This window comes from Tolypothrix tenuis PCC 7101, assembly GCF_963874875.1.
GTDB classification, from domain to species: domain Bacteria; phylum Cyanobacteriota; class Cyanobacteriia; order Cyanobacteriales; family Nostocaceae; genus Aulosira; species Aulosira tenue.
Genome location: NZ_CAWNJS010000001.1, coordinates 4,963,614 through 4,980,386, shown reverse-complemented (window position 1 = coordinate 4,980,386; position 16,773 = coordinate 4,963,614). Strand labels below are relative to the sequence as shown.

General features: G+C 38.4%; 13 protein-coding genes and 1 pseudogene. 7 read left to right on the top strand and 7 right to left on the bottom strand.

Going from position 1 to position 16,773, the window contains the following annotated elements:
• Positions 1-627: 627 nt before the first annotated feature.
• Entirely contained in the window at positions 628-2,301 is a 1,674-nt protein-coding gene (gene mobV / locus AACU25_RS19785; protein ID WP_096578520.1) for a MobV family relaxase, read from the bottom strand.
• 957 nt (positions 2,302-3,258) lie between these two features.
• Between mobV and AACU25_RS19780 the strand changes: the two genes are divergently transcribed.
• The 4 genes from AACU25_RS19780 to AACU25_RS19765 all read left to right on the top strand — a co-directional run bounded on the left by AACU25_RS19780 (position 3,259) and on the right by AACU25_RS19765 (position 8,382).
• Positions 3,259-4,413 carry a ParM/StbA family protein gene (locus AACU25_RS19780; RefSeq protein WP_096578516.1) on the top strand — a complete coding sequence of 385 codons (1,155 nt, stop codon included), beginning with the start codon at positions 3,259-3,261 and terminating at the stop codon, positions 4,411-4,413.
• On the top strand, positions 4,413-4,826 hold the full coding sequence (locus tag AACU25_RS19775; RefSeq protein ID WP_096578514.1) for a hypothetical protein: 414 nt from the start codon (positions 4,413-4,415) through the stop codon (positions 4,824-4,826). The genes AACU25_RS19780 and AACU25_RS19775 overlap by 1 nt, the downstream gene beginning before the upstream one ends.
• A gap of 71 nt (positions 4,827-4,897) precedes the next feature.
• The gene (locus AACU25_RS19770; RefSeq protein WP_096578512.1) at positions 4,898-5,929 is read left to right on the top strand and encodes a P-loop NTPase family protein; all 1,032 of its coding nucleotides are present in this window, start codon (positions 4,898-4,900) and stop codon (positions 5,927-5,929) included.
• Positions 5,926-8,382, top strand: a complete 2,457-nt coding sequence (locus AACU25_RS19765; protein WP_321206654.1) for a DUF6753 family protein — start codon at positions 5,926-5,928, stop codon at positions 8,380-8,382. The genes AACU25_RS19770 and AACU25_RS19765 overlap by 4 nt, the downstream gene beginning before the upstream one ends.
• Here AACU25_RS19765 and AACU25_RS19760 read toward each other — a convergent pair.
• The 6 genes from AACU25_RS19760 to AACU25_RS19735 form a co-directional block, all read right to left on the bottom strand.
• The gene (locus AACU25_RS19760) at positions 8,376-8,843 is read right to left on the bottom strand and encodes a hypothetical protein (protein WP_096578510.1); all 468 of its coding nucleotides are present in this window, start codon (positions 8,841-8,843) and stop codon (positions 8,376-8,378) included. The genes AACU25_RS19765 and AACU25_RS19760 overlap by 7 nt on opposite strands.
• Before the next feature lie 134 nt (positions 8,844-8,977).
• Positions 8,978-9,247 (bottom strand): hypothetical protein, encoded by a 270-nt coding sequence (locus AACU25_RS19755; protein WP_096578508.1) that lies wholly within the window; start codon positions 9,245-9,247, stop codon positions 8,978-8,980.
• Between the two features lie 70 nt (positions 9,248-9,317).
• Positions 9,318-9,617 (bottom strand): hypothetical protein, encoded by a 300-nt coding sequence (locus AACU25_RS19750; RefSeq protein WP_096578506.1) that lies wholly within the window; start codon positions 9,615-9,617, stop codon positions 9,318-9,320.
• 211 nt (positions 9,618-9,828) lie between these two features.
• Positions 9,829-10,560 (bottom strand): hypothetical protein, encoded by a 732-nt coding sequence (locus AACU25_RS19745; RefSeq protein ID WP_096583886.1) that lies wholly within the window; start codon positions 10,558-10,560, stop codon positions 9,829-9,831.
• A gap of 189 nt (positions 10,561-10,749) precedes the next feature.
• Positions 10,750-11,139, bottom strand: coding sequence for a hypothetical protein (locus AACU25_RS19740; protein ID WP_096578504.1), 390 nt, complete (start codon positions 11,137-11,139; stop codon positions 10,750-10,752).
• A gap of 156 nt (positions 11,140-11,295) precedes the next feature.
• A complete protein-coding gene (locus AACU25_RS19735) occupies positions 11,296-11,541 on the bottom strand; it encodes a Pb-reticulocyte-binding protein (RefSeq protein ID WP_096578502.1) in 246 nt (81 codons plus the stop codon).
• 790 nt (positions 11,542-12,331) lie between these two features.
• Here AACU25_RS19735 and modA point away from each other — a divergent pair.
• From modA to AACU25_RS19720, 3 genes and pseudogenes are all read left to right on the top strand, one after another.
• A pseudogene (modA, locus tag AACU25_RS19730) lies at positions 12,332-13,147 on the top strand (molybdate ABC transporter substrate-binding protein).
• An 87-nt stretch (positions 13,148-13,234) separates the two neighbouring features.
• Positions 13,235-15,049: a molybdate ABC transporter permease subunit gene (gene modB / locus AACU25_RS19725; RefSeq protein WP_096578500.1), complete on the top strand. Its 1,815-nt coding sequence runs from the start codon at positions 13,235-13,237 to the stop codon at positions 15,047-15,049.
• 179 nt (positions 15,050-15,228) lie between these two features.
• A complete protein-coding gene (locus AACU25_RS19720) occupies positions 15,229-16,431 on the top strand; it encodes an MFS transporter (RefSeq protein WP_096578498.1) in 1,203 nt (400 codons plus the stop codon).
• The last annotated feature ends 342 nt before the right edge of the window (positions 16,432-16,773 follow it).

Below are 16,773 nucleotides of genomic sequence, written 5' to 3'. Positions count from 1 at the left end.
ATCATCAGTCAGATAAAAATCAGTTATTTACAGGATAATTACTCACCCATTTTTGTATGAAAACCAGACAAATAAGTCTGGCTTACCTTTGTTATAGGTCGCTGTACATTGTGCAATCTTTAAGTAGATGCGAATATTATTCATAATTAATAATTCACATAGGAACTATTAATTAGCTATTTTAATGTCACCCTAATATTTTTATATAGATGCTTTAGATGTGTAGCGCTCACATTGCTATCTATTTTAGAATCAGCAATACTTACACTTTTGTAAACTAACATAAATTTTACATCTGTTGCTTTATACTAACTTAAAAATCTAGTTTTATCAAATACATAATATTTATCTAGCAATATAAAAATAATAAATCAATAGATGATGCAATTTTAGATACTATTTTTTATACCTAATTTGAATATAAATACATAAATAATACCAGGTTAAAAAATAATTCGACAAATGGGTAGAGCACAACATTATTGTGTCTTGAAAAATAATTGATATGATTGAAATTTACAAAAATAATAAAAAAATAAGCAGCTGATGAATATAAGCAATTGAATGCTAGATATTTAAAAATTATTTACTAAAAAAACTCAAATGTAGAATCATCTTTTATTTGCATCATTCCAATTCAACATGGTTTTCCTTTACGTAGGATTGGTGTAATTGCTTTTTACAGCTATTATTTTGCTCCATCTGTGTTGCACTTGGTAAAATTTTTTGAATTGCCGCTTTTGTTTTTTTTGGCATAGCAATAATTATATTTTGTACGGTTTGCAAAAATTCTACTGGTAATAAATAGTAATGCGCTTGCAGCGCTGCTAGGCGATCGCTATCGTCAACTGCCAAGTATAGTGTTCTGTGGTGATGGGACGAATTTAACACCATTAGGGACAGTGCATCCATAGGTGAAGAAGCTAACACAGCTGTTATTATGGGAGCGTTTGAGTTTCCACCCATACTCACATGGAACCAACCACATGAGCGCCTACTACCAGGATACAAACTATAGCGATCACTAGCCTCAAAAGGAGAGTATAAATAAGCTCCTGTAATTTCATGAGTAAGACTCCGCGCTAGAAAAACTGCATTACCTGCCAAATCTGCGTAAACCAAATTACGTTGGTGAAGCGTTTGTACTAGTTTTTGAGGAACTGAGTAAGTGCTTGTGAGATAATTCTCTACTTCTTTCCAACGACTGTGCATTGGTGTCGGCGGTATGAAAATACTTGCTGGAGTTCGTTGCGCGATCGCTATTGCTTGCTGTTGAGCATGGTGAGTCACCGCAGTTAACATCGCCGTTTCACCAAAGCGATCGCGCAACCAAACAACTGCATCATCGAATGTACATTTATTAATCTCCATCACCAAATCAAGTGGACTGTTACTACTGCTATTGACTTGCTGATATTGGTTTAGCCCTAGTTCGTAGGCTACCAGTTCCAAAGATAAGTCATGCTGATTGCTGGTTGTGAGGCGCAGTAATTGCAATTCACTCTCTAGCTGTCGTCGTAATTGTTCGCTTTTAGATGCCGTTTGCTTTAGTTGAGTGTTGTGTTTTTGGATGCGCGATCGCTCCTGAAGTTGGTAGTTAATTATCTCTACGTGAGGACTCAAAACTTCAATTACTCTCTGTTGGTAAGATTCACTAGTTTCTTGTGCTTGGGGTTGGGGGAGACAGTTTTCCAAGTCGAGAACAAGAGAATCTTGATTCACAGCAGCATAATACTTTTTGATTTTTGTGTAGGTAGCAGTACTTCCTTTGATACCGCGAGAAATTCCTAAATGTGCAACAGCCTCAGCAAAACTATCTTGCAAGGAGTAGAGTTTATTCCTAGTGCCAAATAATGCTTTACAGTTGAGCTTACCTCGTTCATCCAAAGGCACGAGATAAGCGTGAATATGTGGTGTAATTTCATCCAAGTGCAGTTCTGCCCGAATTATGCGATCTCCCCAAAAGCATGACAACCAATGGATTGTTGCTTGCACAAAATTATCCAAGCACCTTTTGTCGTAAATTCCTGCTTCATTAGGTGCGTGGGGTCGAAAATATTCTGCGCTGGCTGAAAGCAAGATTTCCACGGCTAGAACCGCGTTCGAGCGAATCTTCTGCGAACCAATTTTATCTTTGACTAAAGTCGCCAAATTTGCGTCATCAGAGCTGCCAATTAGCTGCACATTTGTTACTTGCGGATTTGCATTTGGCGTATCCCTAGTTCTTGATGTGTGTGCTTCTTTTCCAGCCAATAATCCCCAAGATTTGATTTTCTGGATTCGACAAACTGCGAAGGGCATAGTGTGATATGTAACGCAAATTTTGCCTGAACTAATGATCGATAACCTGTCTTTTACACTTTTAACGCGCTCGTAATTAATTAGACGAACTGAGTAATTTAATGTACTAAAAAATCTATCTAGTGGCTTACGTAATATTAGTATTTTTTGATTTATTTTGATTGCGTATATAAACGTAAAAATCCGCTTAAACGCAATTATTCCTTGTTAAAAAATGTAATAGAAATTTTCGTAACCCAATAGATTATACGTAAATTACTTTTCAAGTAACTGTCGCTGTAATCCTTGCGAAGGAAGAAACTCAGCTATTTTTTATGGTAAATTTGCCAGCCAATAAACAATTTTAATTTTCAAATTTTTTATACTGATGATTTTTAGTGCATTTCAACCAAGTACATAATCTACCGATTGTTCGATTGCGCGAAATAGGAACATTTCGCTACCAAGGTAGAGAAGGAAACAAATCACAAAAAAGTCGAAGATAGTGAATTATTTTTTTCTCAAGCCTTTGATAAGCTGCGCTAATACTAGTTTTAGTCTGGTAATAGAGGATGTTGATATTGCTCTTGGTATTGAAAATTTTGGACTTTTTGAATATCACTGCAATTATTTTTCAGGAATTAGCCAGAACAAATTGTGTAGTGTGTTTCACCAATAAAATCATCACAAGCTGGAATATTGTACAAATTACCTTGGCAATAAAAAAGATTTTATTGTTTGGATTATCTCAAATTTTTCCAACCGCTAACGCTTCCTTGAAATCACTGAGAGATGGAATGATGTACTGAGAGTAGTTAACAGATTTTTGAAATATCACAATCTGAGTGAAGGAAGTTGAAGGAATTTTTCCGAGATCATTACCCAAACATTGATAAGGAAGGCTAATAATTAACCTTCATTTACCTTTAGTTTCCTTCAAATTAAACAGCTTTAATTGCATTAAATTTGTTTAACATTATGAGTAAGAATACTCAAGCGAAAAATAATTCTTTACCCTTGCTAATTTTGGCTTTGGATTTTGGGGGAAGTGCAACCAAGGGAATTTATTGTGCGTTTGAGCAACATAATCCATCGTCCTTGGTCATGGAACCGGAAGTACTAAAAGTCTCCTTGGAGTCAGTTACTTCACACACACAGAGTTTAGGTGCAACAGAACCAGAGAACATCGCATGGGTGAACTATATGGGTGAAACCTTTGTTGTGGGCTATTTGGCGAAAAGTAAATATTATGCCAACGAGGGTTTGAAAGAATTGAAATATGAGCGGGCGATCGCCAAAACGGTATCTGCTCTTTGGGTAGTTTCACAAAAGCTGAAATTAGGGATGAAATGTCGGCTTGCACTTGCTTGTTTACTACCACCAGGGGAGTTAGAGAATAAAGAAAGTTTCCACAAACAACTTTTAACTGTACTCGCTGACTTCGTCACACCAACTGGAAGAATGCTTGTGGAGTTAATCGAGTTTAAATGCTTACCAGAAGGAGCAGGAATTTATCTGGCTTACCAAAAGAAATTAGGACAAGCTATCAAAACAAAAGTCATTGCCTTAGCAATGATAGGTTACAGAAATGCATCAGTGTTAATCAGCAATAAGGGCATAGTAGCAGCTGATGGTAAGACTTCTGATTTAGGAATGATACGACTTTTAGAGAAAATACTGGACAAGACATCTGGGCAAACTGCTTCTAAATTAGCTCCGGCTGTGGTTGCTGCTGGTAGTGATATATCCACAACTCCTTTTTTCCGATTATTGAGAAGTACTTCTTTAGCCAATAAACAGCATGAATTACAACAACTTCAAAAAGCAGTAAGGCTTTCTAGAAGCGAGTATGCTTCCGTACTAACAAGTTGGTTAGACCAAGTAATTTCTATCAGTTCGGTAGACGAAATCTTATTTTGCGGTGGTACTGCGGACTATCTGAGAAAAGAGTTGAACTCGCACTATCCCGGAACTCCTTGTTTGTGGGGAGTAGGTGCAGAAATACCTGAACAAATTGATAGTTACGGTTTGGGAACTAGGCTGGCTGATGTTTACAGCGTATTTTTGTATTTTTCAGAACAAGTCCATCAAAGTTTTTTTCCTACTCACAAGGCGAGCTCCAGAGGTCTGTAATGTCTAAGCAAATAGATTTTCGCTGGCGATATCAACCACGTAAGCAGATGGATATGCAACTGATGGAGTATATCCAAGACAATCAAATTACTAGTAAAACTGAAATGATACTTTTGGCGCTGCGGTCATTTTGGCTACCTTATGCAATAGCTGAGGATTCTCTCTCCCAAGAACGGATACGGCGTGTGGCGCGTGCTTCAGTTCAAGCTTTAAGAAAGCAGATAAAAGAGATTTTGGAATTAGCAGGCTTGGAAGATACTTCTTTAGATGTTCAGTCACAATTAACTCAATTAAGGCCATTACAAGTAGCCAAAGTGATTGCAACACATGGGGCAAATACATCTATCGATGAGCTTCGTACTCATGCAGGAAATCATTCTTATGATGATACAGGTTTAAGTAATTTTTTGTAGAAAATCCTATTTAGAGATGTAATTTTTCTCTCCAAGTAGGCAGTTTTATTGACTAATAGATAACTATAAATATGACGGCAACACCAGGAAAAAGAAGACGAGGTAGACCCAAGAATAATCCAGCTAATTTCTCAGTAGGTTTATCTAATCACGGTCAACCTGATAATTTAGATAATTCCCATGTAGAAGCGACAGACTCACCAACTAATCTGGAATTTGGTGAAGATTGGGAACGCGAACTTGATGGTGATGCCTCTATTCATGATTGGGATTTATCAAGCTCAAATGGAGTACATGATCAACAAATAGCAGTTTTAGAATCAATAGCTAATGATGAAAGCAGCGAGCAAATTCAACAACTAATTCCTGCTAATGGTTTTGACACATTAGATAATAAGAGAGATTTCAAACAGTCAACAACCATCCACATTATTGATGGGGAAAAGGGAGGATGTGGTAAATCTTTCCTTTGTAGAGCCTTTATTGAATATTGCAAATCTATCAATTACCACATGGTGATTATCGATGCAGATACGAGTAACCAGGACATTAGCAAAATTTATCCTCATGCGGAGGTAGCTTTCTTTAGTGATGATGAAAAACAAGCAAAAGAAGCGGATAAAATTTTTGAATTAGCTTTTGAAAGCTCAGTAATTGTCAATTTACCTGCTCAGGTTTATACAAAATTTAGTGACTGGATAACACGCAACAATTTGGCTGATTTAGGTCAAGAGCATTCGATATTTTTTATCAAATGGTTTGTCTGTACTGGTGGAGTAGACTCGGTTAACTTCTTCCTCAAATCTTTGTCTGATTTAGGGGATAAGATAACTCACGTTTTTGTCAAGAATATGGGATTGTGCGATGACTGGAGTTACATAGACCAAATGCCAGAGTTGGCAGCCGCAGCACGAAAATATCAGTTCGTCGTTATGGATTTCCCAAAATTCCCCTTTTGGGAGCGTAACATGATTGACCGCTTAGAAATCACTTTTTCAGATGCGATCGCACATCAAGATTTGAAGGTGGTATCGAAGCAGCGAGTCAAGAACTTTCTCAAAGAAGCTTATACCGCCTTTGCAGAAACAGGGTTAATTAAATGACGCATATACATACACCCCAAACTCCCCAGAATTTACTGGCTGAGGTTTTGAAGGGTAAGAGTGAAGAATTTCAACGTCGAGTTCTCGATTTTGCAATGAGTTGTGGACTATCGCCAGATGACCCATTGTTTCTTGTATTAGTAGCAACTGGACAATTAGAAGTAATGCTTCAGGATGCACCTGAAACATTACAATTGCTGTTCGCAATGGATAATCAGATTGGGATTATTGCTAATGAAATCCAGAAAAATCTGGCACTGCAATGTGAATTATGTGCAATGCCCCAAATTGAAAAATCTGATTATCTCAAACAAGTATCTATACATTTAGCTAAAGTTTTACAACGATATCAGCAAGGTAAGTTAAAAATACCAGAACAGATAATACAGCAAATCCAGCAACTTGCTCCAGCAAGCATCAACTATCTAAGTGCTACTGAAGAACAAAAAAAATTAAATTTACTCAAAAAAGTTTTAAAAGATTGTGTTGCTGAACTTGGAAATGAGCTACAAGTTGCTGCGGATGGGCCAAAAAGTGCGTTACGTCCTGATAAGTCGATTATTCAATACTGTCAAGCGATAACTGCTTATAAAGAAGTTGCATGGTTATCCGATAAGAAAAATATAGAAGCTTTTACTAATCGCGGTATGAAGAGTAATGGTTACAGTCCAATTGATTTAATGATTCAACAAACCAATCAGATTTTTGAACAGAACCAAATTACAGCTAGACCAATTGAACAATTTAGAAACTTATATCCTGGAGTCGAATTTAACCAACTACATAAAGAAAAAGCTCAAGAAATCAAGAGTGACTATAACTCATTAATCAAGCAGCGCCTGGAGCTTGAGTCAAGGAATAAATTTGAATCCGGCCCATATATAGTAATTACTTCGCCAACCAGTGGTAGAAAATTAGAAATTACTAATTTAGTAGAGTTTGCTCCAGCTAAAAATCCAGATTTTTGGATTGCTGATAAATTGACTATCAGAATCAAAGAAAGAACACCATCTAAAAGTATGCCACATTCATTGAAGGCTACAGTTAAATTCAACAATGTAGATGGTCAAGAAATAGATATGACTATTGGTACAGTTAGTCTGAAATCGATGCAACAATACGACCTCAAACCAGGAATGTCAATTAAACAAGGTAAGGTTGAATTTCATTTTGGTATTAGTGATGGCATGATTGATGCTTTGAAACAGCAAGCTAAAGAATACATTGAGTCAATTATAAATAGCACTCCACAAGCAGAAAGATTACAACTTGCAGCAGCTATTCACGATGTTAGCCACACGGAAGAAAGCCAAAATTATTCGGGAATCAAGAGAGCAGGTGTGGCATTTGCTGTGTTCCCTGACAAAATTATAAGTCAACTCCAGCAGTTACAGTTTAACCAGATGAGGGTAATTGGTACTCAATTTAATGAGTATGCCTTTCAGAATTTTCAATGTGAAAGAGTACCGATTAAATTTGAGGATAGCGTGCATCCTCGTGACCCAACTAAAACTGCCCGTTGGGTAATTTTAGAGGGTAAAACGCTTGGTACATTGGATGCTCGTTCTCCTCATTTATTAGCCGGATGTGAGGCAATTGCAGCTATTACTTCTGCTCCCAGTACGAGCTTTATTATTACCAGTTTGAAAAATCCTGACCATAAATTGCAAATTGATAGCGTTAATCAATATGCTTTTGCAACTCGTCAATGGTTTGGTGAACAAGTAAATATTACTTTGGATGTGCGTCAAACTCAAGAGCGAAAAGCACCAACTGTTGTTGCTTATCTTGATAATCAAATATTGGGAGTAGTAAATAAGCAGTCAGTCAATTTTTTACAGGGCAGACTGGCTGCTATTGGTAGACAACTTCAAGGATTTAGTTTTGTTGGTATGCTTAATAATGCTCCGGTTAGTTATGCGGATATTGTGATTGATAGCAGCAGTGTTAAGTTTCCAGAAATCACAGTGGGAGAACATGAAAATAATTCCGCAGTTGCAACTGTCCTATTTTTTAGCTCATCTATTGACAGCCAGTTGCAAGCCAAAACAGAGCAAGTTTTGTGTAATATGCTCCGACGCGCTGTTGATCGTGCAGTGGAGAGGGGTTATGATACAGTCCGCTTTGTTGATGTTTCATTACACTCAGATAAGTCCTCACAGAATCAGAGAACTATTGAGATGTTGGCGACAGAGCGGAAGAATATTAAGGTTGAGTTTAAAGGTGCAGCATCGCTAGAAGATGCGATCGCACTCCTAAGGGAGCCAGATGATATAGTTATTGGTATTTGCAGCCCAAAAACCATTGGTATTATAGACTTTGCATCTAATCACCGAAAAGCGATCGCTGCATATATTCCGGAAACTGGAAAATTTGAGCGGCGTAATTTACCTTCAATTCAACCAAATGTGGTTGCAGCAAACAACGATATCGAACGCGATGGGAGCTATTGAGCGTTCAATTGATTCAACACCCGCGCTACTTCTGTTGGTTGAGACAATAACAAGGTTTGTAAATACGATCGCAAAACTGCCAATCTCTGATAATGTCCATCAATTTTGTCTGGAATACCCAAGCGTCTTGCTGCGGTACGAACACGAGGTTGTGGTAACTGCTGTATCAAAACTGCTAGAGATTCTGTATCAACATTATTTGCTGTATTTGAAGCGATAGAATCAGCAAGTTGTGTATTGATCTGTACTATCTTACTTACAGGTTTGAGATAGGGAAGAGAATTTATTCTTTCGGCTTCTTGCTTGTGAGTTAAGGAGTGTACAGCTTTACTAAAGGAAGTCTTACCCGATTGCTTCCATAAATCCCATAAACCAACAAATAAATTCAATGTTATCAACGTTGTAAAAGCTAAAATCAACCCGATAATAAGAGCGTTCAAAAATTCTTGAGTATTTTCCATTTGCTTTATCTCCGATATCCAGCTTGAAGCGGATGCTGGTCTTTCACAGTCTTCTCCCCGTGAGGGGTTGCAGTTGAAAACTCATGCTCTATCAAAAAAAATACCCCCATTGAGGGCATACTATTTATTACAACTCAAGACAAATACACATTAATTGACCTAATTAAAATGCTCATCACTTCCCCAGGATTGTTCGTTGGTAATAAGGGACTCCAATCACCTATATCTGCATAACCGAGTTGATGCAAAATACGAATTGTTGCCATTACAGCTTGACTGGAGCCAATCAGCGTATGCTTAATTGTTTCTCGTTCTGGCTTTGCTGGGTAATTTGTTTGAAAGTTAGGAAGAGTTGAAACTTGGATGTTAGGATTTCCCAGAAAGCTTCGATAGTTTGATGGCATGGAATATTTCTCCTGCATTCGGAGTTTACTGAATTTGGGTTGCACCTAATTTCTTTGTCTATTCCAAGGTTTAATCAGGAAAGTTATTTTCAAAATAACTATGCTGTTTTTGAATTGTGAGTGGCTTTACTAACTGAAAATATTCGCTTTCAAGTGAATTATTAGTTCTAAAATAAACTCGAAATGAGCCATCACCATATTGTTTGATGTCTTTTTCATCGAAAATAATTTCTTGCCTTTGCAACCATTGGAAGACAATGGCGTGAAACTCAGCCAGAAACAAAGCCGGAAAATAAATTCTTCCTACTTTCGCTCCCGTTTTTATGTGAGTGAATATTTGAAATTGTGGTTTAGCTAATACTTCTGCCATCGGTAGCACCTGACATTCTGTTCTAAATTCTCTTGCCGTAAGGCTGTATATAAGGATTCAGAATTCAGGAGTAAGAAGTCAGAATTTATCAGGAATACAGTATATTTCGTAACTTATGTTTTCCTAATTCTTAAACTCTTCTGACTCCTGACTTCGGTCTTCTGAATTCTGAATCTGATAATTTTGACAAGACAGATAAGAGTTCCTGCAATTAAATTGATACTGATTTGGTGTATTTGAGAAAATTCGAGATTTTCCAATTTAAACCGTGAACGGGATCGGCTACATTCGGTTTTGAGGATGCACCGTCGCACAATAAGCAAGTTTCGCATTGAATTCTATCATCTTCGGTATGGCGGCATATAACTTCGCCTTGGCTCAAAGGAGCATCAGGAGCGATGATTCTGAAAGTCCTCCAACCCTGCATTTGGGCTAACTCCGCTTCAGCTTGACTTTGTACCGAAGCCATTAAATATTTCTGCCAACGGCGATCGCACACTCGCCATTGGTGCGTGTAACCAGTGTATTTTTTCGATGCTAAAATGATTGGCTCCCACACCTCTATTGGTACTGCTGTTGGGTCTCCATAAGAGCCAATTCTCACCGGATAGCGATATCGTTTTAATACTTCTATTTCATTTGTACCCAGTTTCGGATAAGTTCCGGTTTTATACTTGCGGTAAATATTGTTGATGGGCAACAGATTAACGTAGCAGCTACCGCTTTGACTTAATTTCAAGGGACAGTTCCCACAAATACCTTGGTCTAAACCATTTTTTGCTGCTTCTGTCGGCACAAATTCTTGCTGCAAAATCCAAGATTGAATCAATCTTCCAGTTTTGCGATTAGATGTAGGGTAAACAAATCCGGTCAAAATCAGGGCGATCGCAGAACTGTCAATCAAAGAAGCTCCTGACCAAACAATATAGCTGTTCTGTAGCATATTGGTAACAGCAGATAGTTGAATATTGATGAGTTGGCAAGTTGTGAAGCGAGTAATTCCGTAGACAGATAGCCACAAAAGTCTACTGATTAAAAGCGATGAGTTGAGGAGATAAATCGCTTTTAATAAAAATCCTCCAGTCGGGAATGATACTGGAGGATTTGAAATTGCTAATATGGATTATTGTGATTAGTAGTGAGTGCTATCTTCAATCGTCTCTGATTGGTAATGCATCTGATTGCGCTCGGCATATTCTTGTCTACGTTGCCAAGATATTTGATTTTGAACTATCAAATCTTCAAGGCTTTTACCAAATTTGCGATTTGCATATTCAAGAAGTTGCTCTAGAGTGTATCGGTTTTCTACAACATTACCAAAATCATTAGTAAACCGTTCTTTAAATTCATCCCAATCAAAAGTTTCTTTGAGCGTTCGTTTGGCAACAAGTCCACAAAGAGAACGGATAGAATAGTAAACTTTTGAGTAGACACGCTCCGAGTAGTTGCTAACGGCATACTCACCTAATATTGAACCATCTATTGGTTGAAGGGTAGGGGTAGAAGATTTGCGTGATGGCATATAGAATCTCTGTAAACTTCATTAACCAAATGGCGTAAGCCAATGTCTTAAGAGAAGTAGCAAATCGAAAGTCAGAACTGTTTTGAAAATTCCGACTTTCGATTTACTAAATTCAACTTAATATAGTTAAGAATTTCAGCCTGCAATTGGAACGTGCTACCACCAAGCTGAATCATCGCAGTCAGCTATTAAATCTCTTCTTTCGCTGCACATCTGATACTCAGCTTCTATTTGTTGTAAATCTGCATCAAGTGCGAGATTTTTCACTGCTAGCATAATTTCTTGAAAATGGATTTCTTCACTTATACCCGTATAATAAACCTTGATGAACTTATCTGCTTTACCCATGAAGCTTTCGAGATGGGTCACAAATGTTTGTTCAAAATCTATTGCCTGAATCATGGTTGATTGCTTCTGAATACCTTCAGTTCTCTTCAGGCGTAAGCCAAAAGAGGAATAATTTAAGCTTAAATAAACGGTATAAATGTTAAAAATATAGGCTATTTAGTTTGAATTAAGTTTTTGTGCGCTTTCGCACTTCCCCCCGTTCTTTGTGCCAGTTGCGTAAGTCCTAATGTTATTAAATAATGTTCATTTTTATGGTGTAGCAATAGTTTCATAGTTATTGCAAATGGGATTTAGCATAGTAAGTCCTGAAGAAAAAATTGAGAAAAGAACAGACTACGCTCTATAAAAAAATAGTTTTAACAGTTCCAGGCATCAATACAGCAGATAGAGACGCTTGTGGAAAAATTGCCTGAAGCGTTAATTGTGAATGGTTTACCAAATAGTTAACAAAAAATGCACAGCATAAATTATACAACAAAGTTGGTATTCCAGTAATAGTGATATAACAAAGTTGGTATTCCAGTATTGGGTGCAAAAGAATAACAAGCTATAACTCCAATTATGGAGCTAAGTTGATAAGCTTCGATATCCTAGCATTATGGATTATCTCTGCTACGGCTAATAAAGGCTACAACGATGTGGCAGGGCAATGAACTCAAGAGTAAAGATGCCCTGGAATCTCTTGATCGGCTGACAAGGAAGAAAGTTATCGTCAGATTGGTTATATTACCAATAATTTTAGTCATCAACTCAAACAAGCTGTAATTCTTTTACCAATTTTTTTGGCTTATAGGCTCATAGGTTGGTAAATTATGAATTAAGAAAGAACGCTTGAGGAGTGCAAATGATTAATAAACCCATTGTGACTTTTGCGAGTTGGGTATTAATTTCGTTCATACTCATTGTGGGCTGTAGCCCAACAAAGACACAGAACTTATCCTCAACTACTAGCCCAGCAGCGCCAACAGCAAGTTTGACGATATCAGCCGCTGCTAGCCTCAAAGATGCAATGGATGAAATCAAGCCTCTTTACAGCAAACAAAAGCCAAATGTCAATTTGACATACAATTTTGGTTCATCGGGAGCTTTGCAACAACAAATTGAACAAGGTGCAGGCGTTGACGTTTTTATCTAAGCTGCAACTAAACAGATAGATGCTTTACAGCAAAAAGGTTTATTGGTCGATGGCACTCGCAAGGACTTGCTGAAAAATCAAATAGTGTTGATTGCACCCCAAAATTCGACAGTTGTCACTGATTTCAAAGACTTAGCTTCACCAAGCATTAAGAAAATCGCTCTCGGTGAACCCAAAAGTGTCCCGGCTGGACAATACGCCCAACAAGTTTTAACTTCATTAAAAATTCTTGACCAAGTTAAAGGCAAAGCAGTTTACGCAAAAGACGTTCGCCAAGCTCTTAATTATGTAGAATCAAGCAATGCTGATGCGGGGCTGGTCTACTTCTCAGATGCCAAAAGTACACCAAAAGTCAAAATTGTCGCCACTGCATCCGAAAACACTCATTCTCCTATCGTCTATCCCATTGCAGTACTTAAAAGCAGTAAAAATGTCGATGCTGCTCAGGATTTTGTGCAATTTTTATCAGGCAATGAAGCCAAAAGAGTGTTTGAAAAACAAGGTTTTACAGTAGCTGGTAGTTAACAAGAGAAATTTTGACAGGGCTGTTTTTAAGCGTAAAACACACGATTCAAACTAGCCCTAATTTCGTACCTTCTTCACCAAAAAACTATGGCATCGGATTTATCGCCCCTGTGGATATCACTAAAAACTTCATTACTAGCTACATTTATTACCTTCTTCTTGGGTATTGTTGCTGCTTATTGGATGCTGGGCTATCGGGGCAAGGCAAAATCATTGGTTGAGGGTATCTTTGTTGCACCATTGATTTTGCCGCCTACAGTTGTTGGCTTTTTGTTATTGATATTTTTCGGGAAGAATGGGCCTGTGGGGAAACTCATGCAGCCGTTTGACTTTAGCATTGTTTTTACTTGGTATGGTGCAGCGATCGCAGCGACAGTCGTTTCCTTCCCATTAATGTATAAAACAGCATTAGGGGCTTTTGAGCAAATTGATAATAATCTGTTGCGGGTAGCCAGAACTCTGGGAGCAACCGAGTCCACAATTTTTTGGCGCATTAGTTTACCTTTAGCACTGCCGGGAATTTTAGCAGCGACAACTCTTGCTTTTGCTCGCGCTTTGGGTGAATTCGGTGCAACGTTGATGCTGGCTGGTAACATTCCTGGACAAACGCAAACAATTCCAATGGCAATTTATTTTGCTGTGGAAGCCGGAGCAATGGATGAAGCCTGGTTTTGGTCGATTGTAATTATGGTGATTTCTCTATCAGGAATTATTGCTGTCAACTTCTGGCAGGAATCGAGAGAGAAAGGGAGAAACAGAAACAGGGAAACAAGAGTACGGAAACAAAACACACAAGCACATGAATCATCTTTTGTGCCAACAATATCCTCAAGCGTAAGACTAAGTGTAGATATCGCAAAAACACTGCCGAGTTTTCATCTTGAAGTTGCCTTTAATAGCGACGAGCAACCCTTGGGATTGTTGGGAGGTTCAGGAGCAGGTAAAAGTATGATTCTGCGCTGCATAGCCGGGATAGAAACACCAACCAGAGGACGTATTGTGCTCAATGGCAAAGTACTGTTTGATTCTGAACAAAGAATTAATCTACCAAGCCGCGATCGCCGTATCGGTTTTTTAGTACAAAATTATGCGCTGTTCCCCCACATGACTGTGGCACAAAATATTGCGTTTGGCTTACCCAAGGGGCTATCTAAGGGCAGTATCCGGGTACAAGTAGAAGAGCAATTACTAGCAATGCAGTTGCAAGGATTAGGCGATCGCTACCCGCACCAACTTTCCGGAGGTCAGCAACAACGTGTAGCTTTAGCTAGAGCATTAGCCTCTCAACCAGAAGCCTTGCTTTTAGATGAGCCTTTTTCCGCACTTGATACTCACCTGCGGAGTCAACTAGAACAGCAAATGACTGAGACTCTAGCTGATTACAACGGTGTATCTTTGTTTGTCACCCATAATATGGAAGAAGCTTACCGAGTTTGCCCAAATTTATTGGTTTTAGAACATGGTCGAACTGTTCAATATGGTTCTAAATACGAGATTTTTGAGCATCCTAGAACTATGGGTGTTGCTCGAATTACTGGTTGTAAGAACTTTTCTGTGGCGCAGTTTGTACGATCTGGTTTGATTGAAGCTAGTGATTGGGGTTGTCAGATCCAAATTATGGAAGCAATTCCTGACAACATCACCCATGTTGGTATTCGTGCCCATCACATCAGCTTTACTAACGACCCCAACCAGGAAAATACCTTTCCTTGTTGGCTAGCCAGCACTAGTGAAACACCCCATCGCATGACTTTATTTTTAAAACTACATTCTGCTGCTAATAATCCCCAAGACTACCATTTGCAAGCAGAAGTTTTCAAAGAAAAATGGGCAACCATGAAAGATCAACCTTTTCCTTGGTATTTGCGTCTAGATCTCCTGCAGTTAATTTTGATGGAGTAATCCCAGTTCAAAATTAGAAAAGCCAGATATTACAAGGATTTGCAAGCTTTAATTTGTTGCTGAATTTTGAAGAATTGGAATAATTGCTGGAATTTTATAATTCAAATTTCAAAGTCTACTGATTTTTTCTAGAAATCTGTGTATTAATAGCACAACATAAATTTATAGATTGACAGATGATGCCCCAGAAAACAGGCGCTTTGAAGTTTGTAATTTTATTGGGATTGGTTAGCCTCTGTGCTGATGCAACTTATGAAGGTGCGCGTAGTATTACAGGGGCTTACTTAGAAGTTTTGGGAGCTAGCGGCACTGTAGTTGGTCTTGTAGCTGGTTTTGGAGAATTGATCGGTTATGGCTTGCGTCTGGCTATTGGCTATATCAGCGACCATACAGGCAAATACTGGGGAATCACAACATTAGGTTACATTTTAAACACCGCAGTTATACCACTTTTAGCCTTAACTGGGAGGTGGGAAGCCGCCGCAGGTTTGATGATGGCGGAACGTACAGGTAAAGCAATTCGGACTCCACCACGAGATGCGCTACTTTCTCACGGTGCAAGCCAAATCGGTAGAGGTTTCGGCTTTGGACTGCATGAAGCAATGGATCAAACAGGTGCAGTCATGGGGCCTTTGGCTGTAGCCGCAATGCTTTATTTTCAGGGAGAGTATCGCAATAGCTTTGCAATTTTGGTTGTACCTGCGGTACTAGGATTACTTGTGTTAGTGGTTTTGCAAATTATTTACCCAAATCCCAGCGATTTGGAAGTAGAAACTGTAGAAAATCAAGGAGAAAAACTACCCCGAATTTTTTGGATTTATCTCGGTGCTGTAGCGATTATTGCTGCTGGCTATGCCGATTTTCCCCTGATAGCTTTTCATTTTCAAAAGGCGGGAATTGCTTCTGGGCAGACAATCCCTATATTTTATGCTGTAGCAATGGGAGTTGATGCGATCGCCGCTTTTATTTTTGGTTATTTATTTGATCGTATTGGTATTTCTATGCTGATGTTTGCAGCTTTATTTTCAGCTTTATTTGCACCCTTAGTCTTTTTTGGCGATACCAATCTGGCGCTTTTAGGCATGGCATTTTGGGGTATAGGTATGGGAGCGCAAGAATCAATCCTCAAGGCTGCGATCGCTGGGATGGTTCCTAAGCACAAACGCGCTACAGCTTATGGCGTTTTCAGCACAGGCTATGGTTTATCCTGGTTTATTGGTAGCGCTGTCATGGGGATTCTCTACGATCATTCTATGACCTCACTCGTGGTATTTTCTAGCGCTACACAGCTACTAGCTATTCCTTTCTTCCTCTGGGTGAAGTTGCAAGGTGATACTTCTACCAGTGTCTCTGAACCAATTGCTAATCAAAACACATTGTAACTAGGCAAGTTTTGTAGAGTCAGCGTGATTAAACTCAATATGTAAGATTTCTAAGGGAAACAGGGAAAGGTTAAGAGAAAAACCTTTACCTTTTCCCCTTTTCCTTTACCCTGCTTAATATAGCAATTTTTAATCTCTCTTGATTACCAACTAAATGGCGCTATTGGGTTGGTAATAATACTAGTATTAATGGCTATGATGTTGAGGCGATCGCTGATTGCTCATGCCCTGATATTTAGAAATTTAAAGAGCATAAAGGTTTAATAAAGTTAGGATTTGAAGACTTAGTCTGGTTGATTTTTACCAACAATGCTGGTACTATAAATTTATCCGAAAAATTAC